General features: G+C 70.1%; 17 protein-coding genes. 8 read left to right on the top strand and 9 right to left on the bottom strand.

All coding sequences use genetic code 11. The annotated features are described in order from the left end of the window. Position 1: 1 nt before the first annotated feature. Both QRX50_RS15385 and QRX50_RS15380 read right to left on the bottom strand, forming a co-directional pair. Positions 2–1,357, bottom strand: coding sequence for a phosphomannomutase/phosphoglucomutase (locus QRX50_RS15385; protein WP_285972618.1), 1,356 nt, complete (start codon positions 1,355–1,357; stop codon positions 2–4). 74 nt (positions 1,358–1,431) lie between these two features. Beyond that, positions 1,432–1,785: a DUF3499 domain-containing protein gene (locus tag QRX50_RS15380; protein ID WP_204093559.1), complete on the bottom strand. Its 354-nt coding sequence runs from the start codon at positions 1,783–1,785 to the stop codon at positions 1,432–1,434. 115 nt (positions 1,786–1,900) lie between these two features. Between QRX50_RS15380 and QRX50_RS15375 the strand changes: the two genes are divergently transcribed. Then, on the top strand, positions 1,901–2,329 hold the full coding sequence (locus QRX50_RS15375) for a metallopeptidase family protein (RefSeq protein ID WP_220244053.1): 429 nt from the start codon (positions 1,901–1,903) through the stop codon (positions 2,327–2,329). Between the two features lie 84 nt (positions 2,330–2,413). Here QRX50_RS15375 and QRX50_RS15370 read toward each other — a convergent pair whose 3' ends face one another. Beyond that, positions 2,414–5,749 carry a glycosyltransferase family 2 protein gene (locus tag QRX50_RS15370; protein WP_285972617.1) on the bottom strand — a complete coding sequence of 1,112 codons (3,336 nt, stop codon included), beginning with the start codon at positions 5,747–5,749 and terminating at the stop codon, positions 2,414–2,416. A gap of 787 nt (positions 5,750–6,536) precedes the next feature. Further along, a complete protein-coding gene (locus QRX50_RS15365) occupies positions 6,537–6,890 on the bottom strand; it encodes a WhiB family transcriptional regulator (protein WP_434533273.1) in 354 nt (117 codons plus the stop codon). A gap of 224 nt (positions 6,891–7,114) precedes the next feature. Here QRX50_RS15365 and QRX50_RS15360 point away from each other — a divergent pair, with 224 nt between their 5' ends. Further along, positions 7,115–7,873, top strand: coding sequence for a site-2 protease family protein (locus tag QRX50_RS15360; RefSeq protein ID WP_285974467.1), 759 nt, complete (start codon positions 7,115–7,117; stop codon positions 7,871–7,873). A gap of 40 nt (positions 7,874–7,913) precedes the next feature. Here the strand turns inward: QRX50_RS15360 and QRX50_RS15355 are convergent, their stop codons facing one another. The 3 genes from QRX50_RS15355 to mshB are packed head-to-tail and all read right to left on the bottom strand — an operon-like array spanning position 7,914 to position 9,928. Continuing rightward, positions 7,914–8,708, bottom strand: a complete 795-nt coding sequence (locus QRX50_RS15355) for a hypothetical protein (protein ID WP_285972616.1) — start codon at positions 8,706–8,708, stop codon at positions 7,914–7,916. Further along, a complete protein-coding gene (locus QRX50_RS15350; protein ID WP_285974466.1) occupies positions 8,701–9,066 on the bottom strand; it encodes a hypothetical protein in 366 nt (121 codons plus the stop codon). Before QRX50_RS15350 ends, QRX50_RS15355 begins: the two co-directional genes overlap by 8 nt. A gap of 34 nt (positions 9,067–9,100) precedes the next feature. Beyond that, positions 9,101–9,928 (bottom strand): N-acetyl-1-D-myo-inositol-2-amino-2-deoxy-alpha-D-glucopyranoside deacetylase, encoded by an 828-nt coding sequence (gene mshB / locus QRX50_RS15345; RefSeq protein WP_285972615.1) that lies wholly within the window; start codon positions 9,926–9,928, stop codon positions 9,101–9,103. 544 nt (positions 9,929–10,472) lie between these two features. On the opposite strand from mshB, the gene QRX50_RS15340 reads away from it, so the two are divergent. The 6 genes from QRX50_RS15340 to QRX50_RS15315 all read left to right on the top strand — a co-directional run bounded on the left by QRX50_RS15340 (position 10,473) and on the right by QRX50_RS15315 (position 16,990). Continuing rightward, entirely contained in the window at positions 10,473–12,224 is a 1,752-nt protein-coding gene (locus tag QRX50_RS15340) for an ABC transporter family substrate-binding protein (protein ID WP_285972614.1), read from the top strand. Between the two features lie 185 nt (positions 12,225–12,409). Further along, on the top strand, positions 12,410–13,390 hold the full coding sequence (locus QRX50_RS15335) for an ABC transporter permease (protein WP_285972613.1): 981 nt from the start codon (positions 12,410–12,412) through the stop codon (positions 13,388–13,390). Then, positions 13,383–14,342, top strand: coding sequence for an ABC transporter permease (locus QRX50_RS15330; protein ID WP_285972612.1), 960 nt, complete (start codon positions 13,383–13,385; stop codon positions 14,340–14,342). The genes QRX50_RS15335 and QRX50_RS15330 overlap by 8 nt, the downstream gene beginning before the upstream one ends. After that, positions 14,339–15,433 carry an ABC transporter ATP-binding protein gene (locus QRX50_RS15325; RefSeq protein ID WP_285972611.1) on the top strand — a complete coding sequence of 365 codons (1,095 nt, stop codon included), beginning with the start codon at positions 14,339–14,341 and terminating at the stop codon, positions 15,431–15,433. The genes QRX50_RS15330 and QRX50_RS15325 overlap by 4 nt, the downstream gene beginning before the upstream one ends. Continuing rightward, a complete protein-coding gene (locus tag QRX50_RS15320; protein WP_285972610.1) occupies positions 15,430–16,461 on the top strand; it encodes an ABC transporter ATP-binding protein in 1,032 nt (343 codons plus the stop codon). Before QRX50_RS15325 ends, QRX50_RS15320 begins: the two co-directional genes overlap by 4 nt. A gap of 82 nt (positions 16,462–16,543) precedes the next feature. Then, the gene (locus QRX50_RS15315) at positions 16,544–16,990 is read left to right on the top strand and encodes a tetratricopeptide repeat protein (RefSeq protein ID WP_285974465.1); all 447 of its coding nucleotides are present in this window, start codon (positions 16,544–16,546) and stop codon (positions 16,988–16,990) included. A gap of 22 nt (positions 16,991–17,012) precedes the next feature. On the opposite strand, the gene QRX50_RS15310 is transcribed toward QRX50_RS15315, so the two are convergent. Then, the gene (locus QRX50_RS15310) at positions 17,013–18,737 is read right to left on the bottom strand and encodes an ABC transporter family substrate-binding protein (RefSeq protein WP_285974464.1); all 1,725 of its coding nucleotides are present in this window, start codon (positions 18,735–18,737) and stop codon (positions 17,013–17,015) included. 261 nt (positions 18,738–18,998) lie between these two features. Next, positions 18,999–20,927, bottom strand: coding sequence for a translational GTPase TypA (typA, locus tag QRX50_RS15305; RefSeq protein WP_285972609.1), 1,929 nt, complete (start codon positions 20,925–20,927; stop codon positions 18,999–19,001). Positions 20,928–21,131: the final 204 nt, after the last annotated feature.

Raw genomic sequence — 21,131 nt, 5'->3', positions numbered from 1 at the left:
CTCAGCCCCGGACAATAACCAGTACATCGTCGGTCAGCGCCTCGACGGCGGCGCGGTCGGCCGCCTCCACGTTGAGCCGCAGCAGTGGCTCGGTGTTCGACGGGCGCAGGTTGAACCACGCGCCGCCCGGGAGCTGCACGGTCAGGCCGTCGAGCTCGTCGATCTCGACGCCCGGCTTGTCCGCGTACGCGTCCTTCACGGCGAGCATGCGCGCGACCTGGTCGGTCACGGTCGAGTTGATCTCGCCCGAGGCCGCGTAGCGCGAGAAGTCCTGGGTGAGCGCGGACAGCGGGCCGTCCTGCTCGCCCAGCGCCGCGAGCACGTGCAGCGCGGCCAGCATGCCGGTGTCGGCGCGCCAGAAGTCGCGGAAGTAGTAGTGCGCAGAGTGCTCGCCGCCGAAGATCGCGCCGGTGCGCGCCATCTCCGCCTTGATGAACGAGTGGCCCACGCGCGTGCGGACGGGCTTGCCACCGTGCTCGGCGACGATCTCCGGCACACCCTTCGACGTGATCAGGTTGTGGATGACCGTGCCACCCGGTTCCTTGGCCAGCTCGCGCACGGCGACCAGCGCCGTGATCGCGCTCGGCGAAACGGGCTCGCCACGCTCGTCGACCACGAAGCAGCGGTCGGCGTCGCCGTCGAAGGCCACGCCGGCGTCGGCGCCGACCTCGCGGACCTTGGCCTGCAGGTCGACGATGTTGGACGGGTCCAGCGGGTTGGCCTCGTGGTTCGGGAAGGTGCCGTCGAGCTCGAAGTACATCGGCACGATCTCGATCGGCAGCCCGGCGAACACGGTGGGAACGGTGTGGCCGCCCATGCCGTTGCCTGCGTCGACCACGATCTTCAGGGGGCGCGAGTGCGTGAGGTCGACGAGGTTGCGCAGGTAGGCGGCGTAGTCGCCCAGCACGTCGCGCTCGCTCACGCTGCCGGTCTTGCCCTCGAACGCGGGCACGCCCTGCTCGACGGTGTCGCGGATCTCCGTCAGGCCGGTGTCCTGCCCGACGGGGCTGGCGCCGGCGCGGCACATCTTGATGCCGTTGTACTTCGCGGGGTTGTGGCTGGCGGTGAACATCGCGCCCGGCAGGTTCATCGAGCCGGAGGCGAAGTACAGCTCATCCGTGCTGCACAGGCCGATCGACACCACGTCAAGGCCCTGCGACGTCACGCCTTCGGCGAAGGCCGCCGAGAGCTGCGGCGACGAGTCGCGCATGTCGTGGCCGATCACCACCGAGGGCGACTCGGCCTTGATGAGCAGCGCGAACGCGGCGCCGAAGTCGCGTACCAGTGAGGCGTCGAGCTGCTCGCCGACCACACCGCGGATGTCGTAGGCCTTCACGATGCCCGAAAGATCTGGCACGCCGTCTCCCCGCCGTCAGTTCTCGTCGCGGCGCCGGTCGCGCCGCCCGGAAAGCCTACCGGCGGGAGCGGGGCTCAGGCGCGCCCGGGGAGCACGCGGAGGTGGCCGCGCCTGCCGGACGGGCCCTCCGGCTCGGGCGGCGGCGCCGGCCGGTCCGAGCGGCCCGCCTCGCGGACGGCCTCGGCCAGCGCGGTTAGCTCGTCGGCCGACTGCTCCGGAGTGGCGAACGTGCCCTCGTGGCGCACGACTTCCCAGCCCTTCGGCACGGTCAGTCGCAGCGCGTGGGCCTCGCACAGGTCGTACGAATGCGGCTCAGAGGCAGTGGCGAGGGGACCGACGACGGCGGTGGAATCGCTGTACGCATACGTGAGCGTGGCGACAGCGGGCTCTGGACAACCCGTTCGCGAACATTTCCGTACGCTCCGCACGATCCAGAACGATAGCGCGTCGCCGCAAGGGGGCCCCGGCGACACGCGCGTGCCCCTCGCGACCGCATAGACTTGCGCGGTGGCGACGGCTCGTGATTACCGACAGCGGCAGCGAATGCGGAGGGACCGGCACGGCCGGGGCCTGCGCGGAGCGCTCTACCCCGCGTCCCTTCCCGCCGCCGCGAGCCGGGCGGAGAAGTTCGACGCGCTCGTGCTCGACGCGCTGGAACCCATCGAAGCGCGCTGGCGCCACGAGCTGACCAAGCTCGACGTGGCGGTCGACGAGGTGCCCGAGGTGCGCCCGGACGGCCGCGCACCGGCCGAGGGCGTGCTCCACGACGGCTCGGTTCCGCTGTCGCGCCTGGTCCCGGCCGGGGTCGACCGCGCCGGGCTGCCCACGCGGGCGCGCATCGTGCTCTACCGGCGGCCGCTCGAGGCGCGGGCCAAGGACCCGGGTGAGCTGGCGGAACTCGTGCATGACGTGCTGGTGGAGCAGGTCGCGGGCTACCTCGGCGTCGAACCGGACGTGATCGAAGGCGATTGACGCCTCCCTTCCCGCCGTCCGGACCGAACCGCCCCAATGTGGCGTTCGGTGCGTTCAACGCACCGAACGCCACATTGGGGTTCTTCAGGGGCGCGGCGCGCGCCGCCGTGAGGGCACCGCGGTGAGCGCCGTGAACAGCACCGCGGCGAGTTGGGCGAGCAGCAGCAGGCCGCGCTCGGTGCCCGGGAACGCGAGCGAAACCTCCGACGACTGCGGCGGGATCGACACCGCCACCTGGTGACCCCACGCGGGCACGATCGGCACGGCCTTGCCGTTCACGCTCGCCGTCCAGCCGGCCTCCTGCTCGGCGGCCAGCACCAGCAGCCGGCCGGTCGGGCCGTCGGAGGCGCGCACACGGACGTCGGGCAACCGCGCGTCCACGGGCGAGACCCCGGGTGACGCGCCGGGCGCGCCGCCGCCCGTGACGGCCGCCTTGGCCAGCTCCGGGGAGATCAGCGTGACCTCGCCCGCCTTCGGCAGGAGCCGGACCACGGGCCGGCCGTCGGACATCGGGGCCGCCGGGGTGACGAAGTCGCCGGCCAGCGAGACAAGCGCCTGCGGGTTGCTGCCGGGCGGAAGGATCACGTACTCGACGCCGGAGACCGCGGCGGCCGCCACGGCTGATTTGACCGCGTTGGCGTCACCCGTGAGCAGATCGCGACGCCAGTTCGCGAGCCGGTCGGGCGTGCCCGGGGTCGGGGCGAGCTGGTCGTCGCCGAACAGCGCGAGGCGACCGCCGGTCTGGCGGGTGAGCCGGCCCAGGTCGAGCACCGCGCGGCCGCTGCCGGCGACCTCGGCGGCCACTTCCGGGGCGAGGGCGGGGCGCGGCTGGGCGGTGAGCGGGCCGGTGTGCCCGGTGCCGACGGCGCTGACGCCCAACGCGATCAGCACCACCACCCCGGCGACGCCGGCGACCTTCGGCAGCCACGGCGCGGGCACGCTCGCCGAGCCACCGCGTAACCAGGTCGCGAGGACCGCCCACAGCAGCCCGGCACCGACGACCAGCAGCGGCACGCCCGTAAAGCCGGTGGCAGCGGGACCGCCCTGTATCGGCGGCACCGGGACCTGCCGCACGAGCACCACCGCGGCGACACCGAGCACGGCGAGCGCGAGTCCGCCGGCCACCTGTTTCGTCGGCCGGACCACGAGCGCGACGAGCGTGGCCGCCAGCACCACGACGCCGATGGGCCACGCACCGGGGCCGCCCGGCGTCAGCCCGGCCAGGTCGGCGCCGGACGCGGGTGCGGCGGGACCGCCGAGGCCGTGCAGGAGCAGTTCGGGGTGCTTGAGCAGCACCGTCGGCCACGGCAGGAGCAGCACGAGCGGCAGGATCACCACGATCCCGACCGACGCCGCGCGACGCGCGAGGCCCGTCGGCGCCGGAAGGACCACGAAGCCGAGCAGCAGGCCCACGAGCGCGAGGGCGTGCGCGAGCGGCGAGAAGGCGCCGAGCACCGCGACGCCGAACGCCGACAGCGCCGAAACGTGCAGCCAGCGCGTGCCCGGGCGCGTCAGCAGCCGCGCGATCCCCGCGACGACGAGCGGCAGCACGAGGTGGACCACCACGACGTCGAGGCGACCCTGTGCGACCGACGCGGTGGCGGCGGGCAGCAGGGCGTAGGTCGCCGCGACGACCGCGCGCACCCAACGCCGGACGGGCAGCTTGCGCGTGGCCACGTACGCGCTCAGGGCGGCGAGCGGGATGTCGCCGATGAGCAGGATCGCCACGAGCGCGGCCGGGCCACCCACGGGCGCGAAGATCGCGCCGATGGTGCCAAGCACGGGCAGTGTCGCGGGGGCGGGCGCGCCGGTGCCGCCGGCGACCGCGTGCCACGGCGCGAGGTAGGTGGACCAGAGGTCGCCGAGGCCGCCGACGGGCAGCAGCCCGCCGCCGGAGAGGTCCAGGCCGAGACGGCCGCGGTTGACCACGAAGGCCAGCGCCGTCAGCAGGACGACGAGGACCACCGGCGGGGCGAAGATCGTCGCGGCGAGCACACGTCGGCGGTTCACCTCGACGAAGACCAGCCCGGGTTCGCGAGCCGGCGCCGGCCGCGGAGTGGGTGAAGGCTTCGGGCCGTCGTCGAGCGCGACGACGGTTTCCTCCGGGACTTCCTCGCGTTCTGTTTCTTGTTCGGACGGCACGGCGACGGCCACGACCGTGCCCGGCCGGCGCAACCCCGAGCCACGGGAACTCAAGCCACGCAAGGCTCCGGCAGGCAGCGCTTCGGGCCCGACGGGCCGGCGGTCCGCGGCGCCGAGCGCTTCCGGCGCGATCCAGGCCGGCTCCTCGGCGAGGCCTTCGGGGACCGTGCCGAGTGCGACGTCGCTCTCCACGCCACGGCGCACGAGCCCGACCACGCTCGCGCGCAGGGCGTTGCGCAGCCGCGTGTACCGGCCGACGAACAACCCGCGCACGGTGCCGGGGCGAGGCGATTCCCGCCGTTTCGCCCGTGCTGCCCGGAGTTTTCCGCGGCCGCTCGTGAGATAGGCGAGCGCGGACAGTTCCGCGCTCGCTTCGGGACCGCGCCTCAGAACGAAGAAGACGAGCGCGCGCAGCAGCAGGAGCACGGGCAGCCGGACGAGACCGAACCAGAACGAGAACGGCGAGCAGTTCACGAGGAACACGCGCAGCCCGTGCGCGCGGTTCACGGCGGCGAGCGAACGGCCTGCCGCGTCGGGCGTGCGCCGGCCGGTCGAGAGGGCGCGCGCGTGGCGGACGCGGGCAGCGGGCACCGAGAGCACGAGCGCGCCGGCGGCGTTGGCGCGCCAGCCGAAGTCGAGATCCTCGCGCAGCAAGGAGAAGTCCTCGTCGAAGCCACCGAGGGTGTCCCAGAGTTCGCGCTGCACCAACGATCCCGCGCTCGGCACGGCGAGCACCTCGCCGGGCTCGTCACCGGGCGCGGCCATCTGCTGGCGGTGCCCGGACGCGTCCGTGGACAGCCCCGCCTCCACGATCAGGCGCGGCTCGGCCCAGTCGAGCCCGAGCGGTCCGAGCACCTTCGCCGACGGCGTCGCTTCGGCGGCCTGCAGGAGCTGCTCGAGGCAGTCGGTTTCGGGCGCGCAGTCGTCGTGCAGCAGCCACAGCCACGCGCCCGGGTCGCCCCACCGTTCCACCGCGTGCGCCACGGCGGCCGCGATCGCCGCAGCGAAGCCAGTTTCACTCGAAAGAGTGATGACGCCGGACAGTACCGGCTGCGAATCAGGCCCCGCCGCGACGCCGCCGGGCTCGGCCGCCTCGGCGAGCAGCTTCGCGGTCAGGTCGGTGGACCCGGTGTCGACCGCGAGCACATGCCGCGGCCGGACCGTGCTGCGCCGCAAGGAAGAAAGCGCGAGCGGCAGCCACTCTTCGCCGTCGTGACAGACCACAATGGCCAGAACGGGCAACGTCCTCACGAGCGACGGTGCGACGGTACGGGTCAACAACCACTCCTGGTCAGGCTGCGGGCGGGTGCGGTCACCCTACGGCTTCACCCGCGCACGCGGCGCCGGACCCGCACTCTCCTTTTCACCTTCGCGGCGTCGAACGTTTCGCGCGGAAAGCCGTGTGGATCACACTGACGTCTCCACCACACAGGTCCACACCTCGGGACACACCGACCACATGCGACACACCACGACGGCACAACTACCGTCGCCGCCCGCTTCGATCCCCACCGCCAGGCTGGGATTGGTTCGCGCCGAAACCCCCGCCACAGCGGCAAGTTCCCCACGCACACTCCGATGACGCCTGGCTACCCACGCGGTTGCCCGCCCAAACCTCGGAGTTTCGCCGAAGATCGAAACCCGCGGTCGCGAGCTTGCTTCACGTCGGGCACAACCCAGCCACGCGCGGGCGCCGACCAGCCCAATCCGGTGCCATACCAGCGAAAACCCCACAAAAGCGAGGTGGGCCCGTGCCGCGCACGGACCCACCTCACCCCTCACGAAACCCACGTCCGCTCACTACGGCGACCACACCGGTGGTCCGGGGCGTCGGGGCGGGTCAACGGGACGCACCCCAAGAAGCACCTGGACATCGAGATGGTCCACACCTCCGTGAACACAACCCCGCCCGCGCAAAACCCACGCCCAGCTGCAAAAAGGCGACCACAGCCGGGGGTCCGGGGGCGTACCCCCGGGCGGGGTCTGGGGGTTGCACCCCCAGAAGACACTGACCGCGCGAGATGGTTCGCGTTTTCCGCGAACACACCTCACCCCTCGCGAGCGGTCAAACGGCGCGCTTTTTCAGCTTCCGCCGCTCGCGTTCGGACAGACCGCCCCAGATGCCGAAGCGCTCGTCGTGCGCCAGGGCGTACTCGAGGCACTCGTCCTTGACCTCGCAGCCGAGGCAGATCCGCTTGGCTTCGCGGGTCGAGCCGCCCTTCTCCGGGAAGAACGCCTCGGGGTCCGTCTGCGCGCACAAGGCGCGCTCCTGCCAGTCCTGTTCCTCCTCGGTGGCATCGAAGAGGTCGGTCAGATCCCCCAGCTCCTGCTCAGGGTTCTCGCCCCAACCCACGACGTGCCCCCACTCCCTCTTTTCAGGCCTCGAGTCAGTCCTCGAGCCTTCCGCTTCCAACCGCACGTCCGCCTCCTCGCTCCTACGCACTCCCCAGGCTGGCGGTGGTGAAACGACATCCGCTGTCCCCTCTCGACAGCGAATGACATCACTGTGATTACACCCGTGTAGTGCGGTCAGGTCAAGCGGAGTAGCGAGTTCGGGGGATACCTCGGGCCGATCGCGCAAGGGGACACGCCGAACACTTCACACCGGGCATACGGAAGACTGGTGGGGTGCAGAGATCAGCAGTGCGGCCCAGCCCGGTCTTCATCGGCATCCTCGCGATCACCGTGCTCGGCGGAATCCTGGCCGCGTACGGTGATTCCCTGAGTCTGACGGGTGACAAGGACCCGCTCTACGTCACCGGTGTCGTACTCCTCGTGGCGGGCGGCTGGATCGCTTCGCTGACCCTGCACGAGTTCGGCCACGCCTTCGTGGCCTACCGCGGCGGCGACGCCGCGGTCGCCCAGAAGGGCTACCTCACGCTGGACGTGCGGCGCTACACCGACCCTGTCCTGTCGATCCTGCTCCCGCTGATCTTCCTCCTCATCGGCGGCATCCCGTTGCCCGGCGGCGCGGTGTGGATCAACCGCGGCGCGCTGCGCAACCGCGCGACGTCGTCGTGGGTCTCGCTCGCCGGCCCGCTGTCGAACCTCGGGGTGGGCGCCGCGCTGTGTCTCGTGGCGGCGCTGGTACCGATGTCGGCCGGCCTGTTCTACGGCCTGTCCTATCTGGCTTTGCTGCAGGTGATGACGTTCCTGATCAACATCCTGCCCATCCCCGGCCTCGACGGCTGGGGCGCGATCGAGCCGTATCTCTCACCGCAGGCGCGGGCGTTCGGCGCGCGCGTGCGGCCGTGGGCACCGCTGGTGCTCTTCGCGCTGTTCTTCGTGTTCCGCCCGCTGTCCGACGCGCTCTGGTACGTCGCCGGCCTGATCTTCGACGCCTTCGGCGGCAGCGGGCTCGCGGCGCAGATCGGGCAGTCGGCCTTCCTCTTCTGGCGGTGACGGCGGTGACGGCGGTGACGGCGGTGACACGAGCTTCGGCTCAGGAGAAAGAAGCCCAGTGCGAGTTGGCCATCAGCCACGCGTGCGCGCGCTTCCAGATCTGCTTGAGCCCCCAGCGTTCGCCGAGGTAGTCGCCCGCCGCGCCGACCACCGGGACCAGCCCGAGAGCCCGGTGGTAGAAGCGGCCGCGCGGGCGCTTCTCCAGTTCCTCGGTGATCCCCCACAGTGACCGGCCGAGCCGCCACAGTGTCCCGGCGACGGCTTTCACCGTCACCTTGCCGTGGGCGCGTTCGGATTCCGTCAGTTCTTCGGTGAGCTGTGCGGCCGCACTGTCCTCTGCGGACTGGTCGGCAGGCTTTCCCCCGGCGAGCACCGGGTCGATGTCGCGTTCGAACAACACCGACGCGATCAGCCGCACCCGGCTGCCGACGTCGGTCACGCCGTACTCCCCCGCGATCGCGCACAGCAGCAGCCCCTGCGAAGCGGCGCCGAGCGTGTCCTGAACCGGCAGCCGGTCGGCGAGCGCGCCGCCGAGGCCGGGGATCGAGGTGAGCAACGCCGTGAGCCGGCCGACGCGGTTGACCCACCAGCCGCAGCGCTCGTCGATGTCCATCCCGGCCCACGCGGCGGTGCCGGGCACCTTCACCGACGTGAGCGCGCCGATCACCTTCTCTTTGAAGCCGTCGTCGACGAACTCGCCGTCGCTCGCCTTCCGGGCCCGCGCCCGCAGACCGAACGGGTCCGACTCGCGCAACGCGTCGAGCATCGGCGCGCAGGCCCGGACGAACGGGCGCAGCGCCGCCACGACGTGCCGGTCCTCAATCGCCTCAGCCACGGACGTTGCCCTTCGCCGCCGCCGCGCGGCCGAGCCCGCCGCCGAGCACGAGCGCCGCCGGCAGCGCGCTCGCGCCGAGCAGCAGGATCGCCCGCCAGTCCTGAACGAGCACGAGATCACCGCCGGGTCCGGCAAAGCCGATGCCGAACACCACGACCACCCACACCACGAGCGGCACCCACGACAACCCCGGCCGCACGAGCTTCGCGGCCGTCAGCACCAGCCACGGCGTGCTGACCGCGGCGACGAGCACGGTCAGCGGCAGCGGCACCTCCCCGAGCGCGCCGACGCGCAACGGCAGGAAGAACACTTCGAGCAACGCCAGCAACAGTGCGTCCAGGCACAGCACCACCAGCATCAGGCGCTGCCCGGAGCTCAGCGGGGCCGGCACGTCACAGCCCGCCGAACAGGTCGGTGCCCGCGCCGGCCGCGTCGCCGTGGGCGAGCACGAAGTACTCGGCGGGCGGGATCGGCTGCGCGATGTCGTTGGTGAGGGCGAAGTGCACGATCTCTCCGTCGACGACCGTCAATTGCGTCTCGTGGGCGCGCAGGGCCGCGATCTTCGCCGGGAGATGGGCCGAGGTGTCGAGCACGGTCGTGACCTTCTCATCCGCGGTGCCGGGGAGCTCGTCGTCTTCAGGTACCCGGAAGGGTGAGCCGCCACTCGCGCGCAGCCGCGCGAGCCCCGCGTCGACCGCGGCACGGGAGTGCACCACGTGGAAGACGCGCTCGACCGAGGCCGCGCGCGGTGCCGCGGCCATGGTCACGTCGTGGGCGCGGATGTGGTCGGGGTGGCCGTATCCGCCGAAGGAGTCGTAGGTGACCACGACCTGGGGCCGCAGCTCGTCGAGCAGCTCCGCCAGCTGGGCGGCCTGCTCGTCGAGGCGGCCGGCGGCGAACGCGCGCGGGTGCTCGGCGGCCGGCGTGCCCGCCATGCCCGAGTCGCGCCAGCGGCCCATGCCGCCGAGGTACTCGTGGCGCGTCACGCCGAGGGCGGCGCAGGCGGCCGCGAGCTCGCCCGAGCGGTAGCCGCCGAGCTGGTCCGCGGCGGCCGAGGCCAGCAGCGCCAGCCGTGGCGGCACGATCTCGCCTTCCTCGCCGAGAGTGCACGTGACCACGGAGACCTCGGCCCCCTCGGCGGCGTACCGGGCGATGGCGCCGCCGGTCGTGATGGTCTCGTCGTCGGGGTGCGCGTGCACGAGCAGGAGCTTTCGGATCACGGCACCAGGTTAATGAACTCCGGCCGCGGGGCCGGGGCCCCGCCGTTCCGAGTCCCGGAACGTTCCGCGGCGGGGGTTCCGCCCACCCGTCGGGGGCGGCCTGGAAAGGATCGGACATGCCCTGCGGCCCGCACTCCGGTAAACGGTCGCCACCGTTCACGAGATCAGGTTAATTCCTTGTCACTTCCGGTTTGTCACGGCTGTGTGACTAGTCCATTCGCGGGGTCCACAAAGAGGATGGCGTCGGTTATTGTCCCCCGAGCCGAATGACCCACCGAGCCGTGGCCGTCCCCGAACGAGGATTGCGATGATCGAAGATTAGCTACCCTGAGTAGTCAATCAACCGCAGAACCCGAGGTGGAGATAGGCAAGACGAGATTGCTGTTCCATCACGATCTCACTGAGAGTGTCCGGATCGATAGTTTTGACGGCTGTCCACTGCCTAGGTTGCACGACTACGGTGAGCTAACTCGATTACATCGAAGCTCGCGGTCAGGAAGAGGTCGCCTCGCAAACCCGCGACGGCGTCGAGCAAGGAGAATGAATGTTAGTGACGACTAGGTCGCGCGCTGTGAAGCTCGGTGCGTTCGTCGCGGGCGCGGCCCTTCTGCTCTCCGCCTGTGGGGGCGGCGGCGGTGGCGGCAACAGCGCGGTGCAGACCGGGCAGGCCTTCGCCGACTGCGACAAGAGCCCGAACACTTGCAACACGGTTGCCGCGGACCAGCTGCAGCAGGGCGGCGACGTCACGTACGCCATCGAGAAGAACATCCCCAACTGGAACGTGACCTCGGCCGAGGGCAACGTCTTCGAAACGGGCATGGTCACCAAGGGCATCCTGCCCTACACCTTCTACGCGACGCCGGACCTCAAGCCGGTCCTCAACAAGGACTTCGTGGAGTCGGCGGACGTCACCAGCACCAGCCCGCAGGTGGTCGTCTACAAGATCAACCCGAAGGCCTCCTGGGACGACGGCACGCCGGTCTCGGCCGACGACTTCATCTACAACTGGAAGGTCCAGAACGGCAAGGACTGCCCCGACTGCCAGGCCGCCACGACCTCGGGTTACGACCAGCTCGCCTCGGTCGTCGGCTCGGACAACGGCAAGACCGTGACCGCGACCTTCTCCAAGCCGTTCACCGACTGGCGCCAGCTGTGGAGCTCCTCGGGCGCGATGTACCCGGCGCACCTGGCGGCCCAGCACGGTGACACCAGCACCCCGGCCGGCCTCGCCTCGTCGTACAAGTGGTTCGGCGACACCGTGCCGACCTGGACCGCCGGCCCGTTCAAGATCTCGAAGTTCGTGAACAACCAGTCGGTGACCGAGGTCCCGAACGACAAGTACTGGGGCGCCAAGCCGCACCTGTCGAGCGTGATCTTCCGCGTCGTCACCGACGCCACGCAGGAGCCGACGGCCCTGCAGAACAACGAGGTCCAGGTCATCTACCCGCAGCCGCAGGTCGACCTCGTGAACCAGGTCAAGAACATGCCGAACATCTCCTCCTACATCGGCCTCGGCCTGACCTGGGAGCACTTCGACTTCAACATGAAGTCGCCGGGTCTCGACAACAAGGCGCTGCGTCAGGCGTTGTTCACGGCGGTCAACCGCAAGGACATGATCGCGAAGACGGTCGGCCAGTTCACCAACAAGGTCGAGCCGCTGAACAACCACAACTTCATGCCGCAGCAGCAGGGCTTCAAGGACGTCGTGTCGTCGACCGGTCAGGGCACCGGTGACATCGACAAGGCGAAGAAGCTGCTCACCGACGCCGGCTACAAGCTCAACGGCACGCAGCTGGTGGACCCGTCGGGCAAGAACGTCGGCCCGTACCGGATCCGCTACACCGTCGGCAACCCGATCCGCCAGGACGAGTGCGAGCTCTTCGCGGCGGCCGCCAAGCAGCTGGGCATCACCGTGAACGTGTCGCCGACCGACGACCTCGGTGACACCACCACCAAGGGCGACTACGACATCATCGTGTTCGCGTGGGTCTCCTCGCCGTTCCCGTTCGCGGGTGCCGTCCAGAACTGGGTCACCGGTCAGGGCAGCAACTACGGCAAGTACTCCAACCCGCAGGTCGACAGCCTGATCTCCCAGGCCAACGCCGAGACCGACGAGGCCAAGGCCACGGACCTGCTGAACCAGGCCGACCAGATCATGTCCGACGACGCGTACGTGCTTCCGCTGTACCAGAAGCCGACCTTCATCGCGTCGTCCGACAAGATCGGGAACATCCGGAACAACTCCACGCTCGACGCCCCGGTCTACAACATGGCGGAGTGGGGCATCCGCAAGTGATCACCACCCGGTAGATTCGCGCAGGACACCACCGGTGAGGGGCCGGCAAGTTTGCCGGCCCCTCACCGCGTGTTCGAACGTTTTCGTCCGCTTCATCCCGAACTCCAGATTTGCCTCTCTCGTCGCCCGGCCCAGCCACCACAAGCGGCGGGCCGCGGCAGAACCACCAGAGCAGGAAGACCTCCATGCTTGCCTTCTCACTGCGCCGGCTGCTGATTTCGGTGCCGATCCTGATCGTGTCGACCTTCGTCGTCTTCGTGATGGTGTCGCTCTCAGCCAACCCCCTGAGCTATCTGATTCAGAGAAACCCCCCGCCGCCCCCGCAGACGATCGAGCTCGAACGGATCCGCCTGCACCTGGATCAGCCGATCCTCGAGCGCTACTGGCACTGGATCACGGGCGTCTTCAGCGGTGACTTCGGTCCCTCGGTCCAGTCGAACCTCGACATCGGCCACGAGGTTTTCGTCCGCTTCGGCGTGACGCTGCGGCTGATCGTGCTGGCCATGATCGTGGCCCTGATCCTCGCCGTGATCATCGGTGTCGTCAGCGCGGCCCGCCAGTACTCGAAGTTCGACTACACCGCGACCTTCTTCGGCTTCCTGTTCCTGTCGATGCCGTCGTTCTGGTTCGCCATCCTGCTCAAGCAGATCGGCATCTCGATCAACACCTCCGTGGGCGACCAGATCTTCTACACGATCGGCTCCTCGTCGGTGATCACACCCGACGGGTTCGGAGCACAATTCAGCGACGTCGCCGGCCACTTGATCCTGCCGACCATCTCGCTCGCGCTGACGAGCTACGCGGCCTGGAGCCGCTTCCAGCGCGCGTCGATGCTCGAGGTCCTCAACTCCGACTACGTGCGGCTGGCCCGAGCGAAGGGCCTGCCCCGCTGGACAGTTACCCGCCGGCACGCGCTGCGCAACGCGCTCATTCCGCTGACGACGGTGACCGCGCTGGACGTCGGTGCCATCCTCGGCGGCGCCGTGGTGACCGAGACCGTGTTCCAATGGCAGGGCGCGGGCACGTTCCTGCTGAACGCCATCCGGCAGAGCGACGTCTACGCCGTGGAGGCGTGGCTGCTCATCGCGGCCACGTTCATCATCCTGCTCAACCTCATCGCCGACCTGCTCTACGGCCTGCTCGACCCGAGGATCCGCTATGCCTGACGACTCCGCAGCCCAGACGCCGCTCGCCATCGGCGGTGCCCGCTTCTCCCCGGGCGATCCGCAGACGCCGAAGGGCGCTCCCGAACGTGAGTTCACGGTCAAGGAACGCAGCCAGGCCCAGCTGGTCTTCAAGCGGTTCCTGCAGCACCGGCTGGCCATGATCAGCCTGATCGTATTCATCCTGATCATCCTGTTCGCCTACGTCGGTCCGCTGCTCTGGAAGTTCACGCCGCAGTCGATCACCGACGACAACTCGGCGCCGCCGTCGGGCACGCACCCGTTCGGCACCGACGCCGTCGGCCACGACACGCTGGCCCAGGTGATGCGCGGAACCCAGATCTCGCTGCAGATCTCCGTACTCATCGCGATTTTCGCGACGATCGTCGGCACCATCTGGGGCGCGATCGCCGGCTACTACCGCGGCTGGATCGACACGCTCCTGATGCGCATCGCCGACCTCGTGCTCACGCTGCCGCTGCTCGCCGTCGCCGCCGTGCTGGCGCACCAGGTGGGCGGCACGTGGTGGCTGATCGCGGTGGTCATCGCCGGCCTGTACTGGGCCTACGTGTCCCGCGTTGCCCGGGGTGTCGTGCTCTCGTTGCGCGAGAAGGAGTTCGTGGAGGCGTCCAAGGCGCTCGGCGCGAGCGACGCCCGGATCATCTTCCGGCACCTGGTGCCCAACGCGCTCGGCGCGATCATCGTGAACCTCACGATCCTGGTGTCGATCGGCATCCTGCTCGAGACCGCGCTGTCGTTCATCGGGTTCGGTGTCACGCCGCCCGACACGTCGCTGGGCCTGCTGGTCAGCACCGCGCAGACGGCGGTCGACACCCGCCCGTGGCTGTTCTACTTCCCGGGCGTTTTCATCATCCTGATCGCGCTGACGATCAACTTCATCGGGGACGGCCTGCGCGACGCGTTCGACCCCCAGCAGACGAAGGTGCGCGCATGACCGAGTACGAGTCCAATGCACGCGGCGGTGATCCCGTCCTCGTGGTGGAGGACCTGACCGTCGAGTTCCCGAGCGGCGAAGGCCTCGTCAAGGCCGTGCGCGGCGTGAACTACCAGCTGCAGCGCGGTGAGGTGCTGGGCATCGTCGGCGAGTCCGGCTCCGGCAAGTCCGTCACGTCGCTCGCCATCATGGGCCTGCTGCCCCGCACCGCGCGGGTTTCCGGCTCGATCCGCTTCGGCGGCGTCGAGCTGCTGAAGGCCAGCGAGAAGGAACTCAACAAGGTCCGCGGCAAGGGCATCGCGATGGTCTTCCAGGACCCGATGACCTCGCTGAACCCCGTGTACACCGTGGGCGACCAGATCGCCGAGGCGATCACCGCGCACCACAACGTGCGCAAGGACGTGGCCAAGAAGCAGGCGATCGACCTGCTCGAGCTCGTCCGCATCCCGAACCCGAAGCAGCGCGCGGACGAGTACCCGCACCAGCTCTCGGGCGGCATGCGCCAGCGTGTGGTGATCGCGATCGCCATGGCCAACAACCCGGACGTGATCATCGCCGACGAGCCGACCACGGCGCTCGACGTGACCGTGCAGGCCCAGATCCTCGAAGCGCTGCAGGCGGCGCAGAAGGAGACGGGCGCGGCGATGGTGCTCATCACCCACGACCTCGGCGTGATCGCCGGCCAGGCCGACCGCGTGCACGTGATGTACGCGGGCAAGGTGGTGGAGTCCGGCACCGTCGACGAGATCTTCTACACGCCGCGGATGCCCTACACGCTGGGCCTGCTGGGCAGCCTGCCCCGCCTCGACGTGAAGACCGAACGACTCACGCCGATCACCGGCTCGCCGCCGGCCACGCAGAACATGCCGCCAGGCTGCCCGTTCAGCCCGCGCTGCCCGCTGTCGCAGGACATCTGCGACAAGGAGGAACCGCCGCTGGTGGCGGGCCCCGGCTCGCAGTTCGCGGCCTGCCACTTCACCGAGCAGGTCATCGGCCGCGACCCGGCCGAGCTGTTCAGCGCCACCTCGGCCGACACGGCAGCCGTCCCGGTCACCGTCGACGCCGCGACCGACACGGAGGCGAACCGATGAGCGAGGTTACGGCGACCCGGACGCCTGTCCTCTCCGCGCAGAACCTGGTCAAGCATTTCCCCATCCGCGGCGGCGGCCTCGTCCGCCGCACGACGGGCGCGGTGCAGGCCGTGTCGGACGTGTCGTTCGACATCTACCCGCACGAGACCCTGGCGCTGGTCGGCGAGTCGGGCTGCGGCAAGTCGACCACCGCGCGCATCGCGCTGGCGCTGCAGCCGCTGACGTCGGGCAAGGTCAGCTTCGAGGGCCGCGACCTCGGCACGATGGGCAAGCGCGAGCTGCAGCGGCTGCGGCGCGAGATGCAGATCGTGTTCCAGGACCCGTACGCCTCGGTGGACCCACGGCTGCCGGTGAACGAGATCATCGCCGAACCGCTGCGCATCCACGGCCTCTACGACAACGGCGGCCGCCAGCAGGTCCGCGACCTGATGAAGACCGTGGGCCTGCGCCCGGAGCACGGCAACCGCTTCCCGCACGAGTTCTCCGGCGGCCAGCGCCAGCGCATCGGCATCGCCCGCGCCCTCGCGCTCAAGCCGAAGGTGCTCGTGCTCGACGAGCCGGTGTCAGCGCTCGACGTGTCGATCCAGGCCGGTGTGCTCAACCTGCTGAAGGACCTGCAGGCCGAGTTCGGGCTGTCGTACCTGTTCGTGTCGCACGACCTCTCGGTCGTCCGGCACGTCGCGGACCGCATCGCGGTGATGTACCTCGGCAAGATCGTGGAAACCGCGGCGGCCGAGGACCTCTTCAACAGCCCGACGCACCCGTACACCCAGGCACTGATCTCGGCCATCCCGGTGCCGGACCCGCGCAAGGAACGCACCCGCCAGCGCATCGTCATCACCGGCGACGTGCCCAGCCCCGCGAACCCGCCCTCGGGCTGCCGCTTCCGCACCCGCTGCCCGAAGTTCGCCAACGAGATCGACGACGCGGGCCGCAAGAAGTGCTCGACGGAAGAGCCCCTGCTCGTCGACCACGGCCAGGGCCACCCGACCGCGTGCCACTTCGCGGAGAGCCTGCAGCTGATCTGAGCCGTCTTGACGAGAAACGCCCCGGTGCCGATTGTGCGCGCCGGGGCGTTTTCGTTGCGAGGCAAAGGAGTATCCCGTGATCATGGACCCCACGCTCACCCGGATCGGCGAGGCGGTGCGGCTCGGTCACAGCGGCGACCGGGAAGGCGCGCGCCGGGTGTTCACCGAAATCTGGGCCGAAATCGGTGGTACGCGAGGCGATCCGCTGCACCGGTGCACGCTCGCGCACTCGATGGCCGATGTGCAGGACGACGTTCGGCAGGAGCTGCTCTGGGACGAGCGCGCGCTGGCAGCCGCCTGGCTGCTGACCGACGCCCGCATGGCGGAGGCCGGATTGGCGCTGTCGGCGGCCGCGTTGGCTCCGTCGTTGCACCTCAACTTGGCCGAGTGCCACCGCAAGTTGGGCGACCTCGACCGAGCCCGTGAGCACCTGCGTGAAGCGGAGGCGACGATCGGCGCGCTCGGCGACGACGAGTACGGGCAGCTGATCCGGCAGGGCCTTCAGCAGATCGCGGATCGGCTGCGCTGACCGCACCGGTTCAGAGCGGTGCTCAGCTTGCGCCGCGCGTCCAGTTCACCGCGGAGCCGAACGGGCCCAGCATCGACGGCCCCGGCGTCAGGCCCGAGATGCCCTTGCCGACGGCCAGGGTCTCGGCCTCCTGGAACAGCGGGATCACCACGTTGGCCGACCACAGGTCGGGCTCCAGCGTCTTCAGCGCGTCCGCCAGGGTCGTCGAGCCGGTGAGGGCCGAGTCGATCGAGGCTTGGCGGCTTTCGTCGCACAGGCCGGCCGAGTTGGCGGGCACGACGGGCTTCGTCGGGTCTGCCGTGGCCTGGTCGGGGGCGCAGCCGAAAGTGGACGCGAGCACCGTGGCCGGGTCGCCGCCGACGGGCTGCGGGACCACGGCGATGTCGACGCCGACGTTGCCGTTGGCGTCGGGGCCGGCCTGCTGCTGGCCGTTGAGCACGGGCATGGCGAGCAGCGTCGAGAACAGGTCGCGCGGCTCGGGTTTGATGGTGTTGACCTGAACGCCGCCCGCGATGAGCTCGTCGGAGAGCTCCTTCGCGATCGACGCGTAGGGCTCCTCTTCGCCCGGCGACGCGATGACCAGCGACAACGTCTTGGTCCCCTTGCGCCACACGCCGGCTTCCTTGGTGTAGCCGGCGGCCTTGAAGTAGCCCTCGGCCTTCGCCAGGTCCGGTGCGGCGGGCGGGCCGGCCGGAATGGTGGGCGCGTAGCCGGCGCCGGTGGGCGGGATGACCTGCGCGTCGGCCTTCAGGGCGGCGGCGGGACCACCCATGGCGCCCGCCGTGATGAGCTTGCCGCGGTCGAGCAGGGCCGCGACGCCCTGGCGCACCTGCTTGTCCGACAACACCGCGCTCACGGGCCGCAGCAGCACGGTGGCCTCCATGGGCCGCGGCACCGTCGTGAGCTTCACGGCGGAGCCGAGGTCGTTGAGCAGCTGAAGGCCGTTGGCGTCGGTGCGGGTGAGGGAGAACTGGTCGTTGCCGCTGCGCAGCGCGGTCGCGATGCCCGACGGGTCGGAGCGGCGCAGGATCAGCGTGTCGACGGCCGCCGGCTTGTCCCAGTAGCGGTCGTTGCGCTGCAGCGTCACCTCGCCGCGGGCGGTGTCGATGGTCTTGATCGCGAACGGTCCCGCCACGGCCGGGAAGCTCGTGGCCAGCGCGGCCTGCCAGCCGCCCGGGGAGTCCTTGAGCAGGTGCTGCGGGAGCAGGTTGTCGAACAACGTCTGCCAGGCCGGATACGGCTTGCTGAAGGTGACCTCGACGCCCTTGCCGCCGTCGCGCGACTCGATGTCGCTGATGAGCCGGTAGCCGGCGGGCTCGATCACGCCGGGCTGCGACTTCATGGCGTCGGCGAGGTAGGTGAAGTCCTCGGTGGCGATCGGCGCGCCGTCGGACCAGGAGGCCTCGGGGCGGATCTCGTACTTCACCGTGAACGGCACCTGCGACACGACCTCGGCCGAGGTCATCAGCGTCTTGTCGAGGGTGCGCTTGCCGTCGTCGGACTGGCGGAACACCGAGGGCAGCAGCAGCTGCGACAGCGCCGAGGTGACCGTGGACGAGTCCGCGAGCGTGTGGGGGTTGTAGCCGCCCACCACGTCGTCGACACCCACCACGATCTGCGACGCCGTGGGCTGCGACGGGGTGCTCGACGTCGGCGCCGCGGTCACCACCGGCGGCGGTGGTGTGTTCGAGCACGCGGCGAGGAGCGCCCCCGCGAGCGCCAGCACCGGCGCCGCCTTGCGTCCCATCCGCACGCGTACCCTCCCGATTTCCCGCGGTCCGAGCCGACATGCTGCCACGCCGGAGCCTGCTCGGCACCGAGATTCCCACATCCGGCCGGACCGGCCGACACCGGAGTGGATACCGCCAACCGGTGGACGTGCGGGAACCCCGCCCGGTTCCCGTTCGTGATCAGCGGCGCGGCATCGTGACCGGCGCGCGACCCACCCGTGAAACGCCGAAGGGCGCCCCGCCCCGGCGAGGGGAGAGGCGCCCTTCGAGAAGAACCGTCAGCCGTTGTCGCGGCTCTTGGCGCGCGAACGCTCCTTGGCGCGGGTGTTGATGTCCAGCGTGACCTTGCGGACCCGCACGACCTCCGGCGCGACCTCCACGCACTCGTCGACCGAGCAGAACTCCAGCGCCTCTTCCAGGCCCATCTTGCGCGGGCGGGCCAGCGTCTCCATCACGTCGGCGGAGGACTGACGCATGTTGGTCAGCTTCTTCTCCTTGGTGATGTTGATGTCGAGGTCCTCGAAGCGCGGGTTCTCGCCCACGACCATGCCCTCGTACACCTCGGCGCCCGGCTCGACGAAGAAGGTGCCGCGGTCGGCCAGCTGGATCATCGCGTACGCGGTGACGGGGCCGGTGCGGTCGGCGACCAACGAGCCGCTGTGGCGGGTGCGGATCTCGCCCGCCCACGGGAAGTAGCCCTCGAACACGTGGTTCGCGATGCCGGTGCCACGCGTCTCGGTGAGGAAGTCGGTGCGGAAGCTGATCAGGCCGCGCGACGGGAGCACGTACTCGAGCTTGATCCGGCCGCTGCCGTTGCCGCTCATGTCCTCCATGCGGCCCTTGCGCGCCGCGAGCAGCTGGGTGATCGCGCCGAGGTGCTCTTCCGGCGAGTCGATGTACAGGCGCTCGAACGGCTCGTGCAGCTTGCCGTCGATCGTGCGCAGCACCACCTGCGGCTTGCCGACGGTCAGCTCGAAGCCTTCGCGGCGCATCTGCTCGACGAGGATGGCCAGCGCCAGCTCGCCACGGCCCTGGACCTCCCAGGTGTCGGGGCGCTCGGTCGGCAGCACGCGGATCGAGACGTTACCGATCAGCTCCTGGTCCAGGCGTGCCTTCACCAGGCGCGCGGTGACCTTGTCCCCGCCGTTGCGCCCCGCCAGCGGCGAGGTGTTCACGCCGATGGTCATCGAGATCGCGGGCTCGTCGACGGTGATCCGGGGCAGCGCCACCGGGTTGTCGGCGTCGGCCAGCGTGTCGCCGATCGTGATCTCCGGGATGCCGGCGATGGCGACCAGCTCACCGGCGCTCGCCTCCGTCGCGGGCACGCGGGTGAGCGCCTCGGTGACGAGCAGCTCGGAGATGCGCACGTTCTGCACCGTGCCGTCTTCGCGCATCCAGGCCACGGTCTGGCCCTTGCGCAGCTTGCCGGCGTGGATGCGGATCAGCGCGATGCGGCCGAGGAAGTTGGACGCGTCGAGGTTGGTGACCAGCGCCTGCAGCGGCGCGTCGAGGTCCGCGGCGGGCGGCGGCACGTGGCGCAGCAGGGTGTCGAACAGCGGGTCGAGGTTCTCGCTCTCGGGGATCTCGCCGTCGGCGGGCCGCTCCAGGCTCGCCTTGCCGGCGCGCGCGGAGGCGTAGACCACGGGCAGGTCGAGGATCGCGTCGTGGTCGGCGTCCTCGATGTCGCTGGCCAGCTCGAGCAGCAGGTCGTGGGTCTCCTCGACGACCTCGGCGATCCGGGCGTCGGGGCGGTCGGTCTTGTTCACCAGCAGGATCACCGGCAGGCCGGCCTCGAGGGTCTTGCGGAGCACGAAGCGGGTCTGCGGCAGCGGGCCCTCGCTCGCGTCGACGAGCAGCACCACGCCGTCGACCATCGCCAGGCCGCGCTCGACCTCGCCGCCGAAGTCGGCGTGGCCCGGGGTGTCGATCACGTTGATCGTGACCTGGCCGTCGGGGGTCTGGCGGTGGATGGAGGTGTTCTTCGCGAGGATGGTGATGCCCTTTTCGCGCTCGAGCTCACCGGAGTCCATGACTCGGTCGACGAGCTCGGCGCGTTCGGCGAAGGCGCCGGACTGCCGGAGCATGGCGTCGACCAGGGTCGTCTTGCCGTGGTCGACGTGTGCGACGATGGCGACGTTGCGCAGGTCGGGCCGGGTCTTGCCGGACGCGCGGCCGGTTTCGACTGCGGTGGCGCTGGCTGCGGGCACGCGAAGACTCCTGAACTTCAAAGGCGGGTGGGTGGCCGCGTCGCGGGCGGAGCGGTGGCCTCCACCGAAACGGCTTCGCCACCTCAACCGGCATCGTGACCGGCTTTGGCCACACGCGGACTTCATAAGGATACCCGTTGCCGAAGTGTGAGGACCGCCACGCCCCATCATCGGTTAGGCTCACCTAACCTGAACTGTCAGGAA

The sequence above is a fragment of the Amycolatopsis sp. 2-15 genome (genome assembly GCF_030285625.1).
Taxonomy (GTDB): Bacteria; Actinomycetota; Actinomycetes; order Mycobacteriales; family Pseudonocardiaceae; genus Amycolatopsis; species Amycolatopsis carbonis.
The sequence above is the reverse complement of the archived record's forward strand: the minus strand, read 5'-3'. Positions and strand labels throughout refer to the sequence as shown.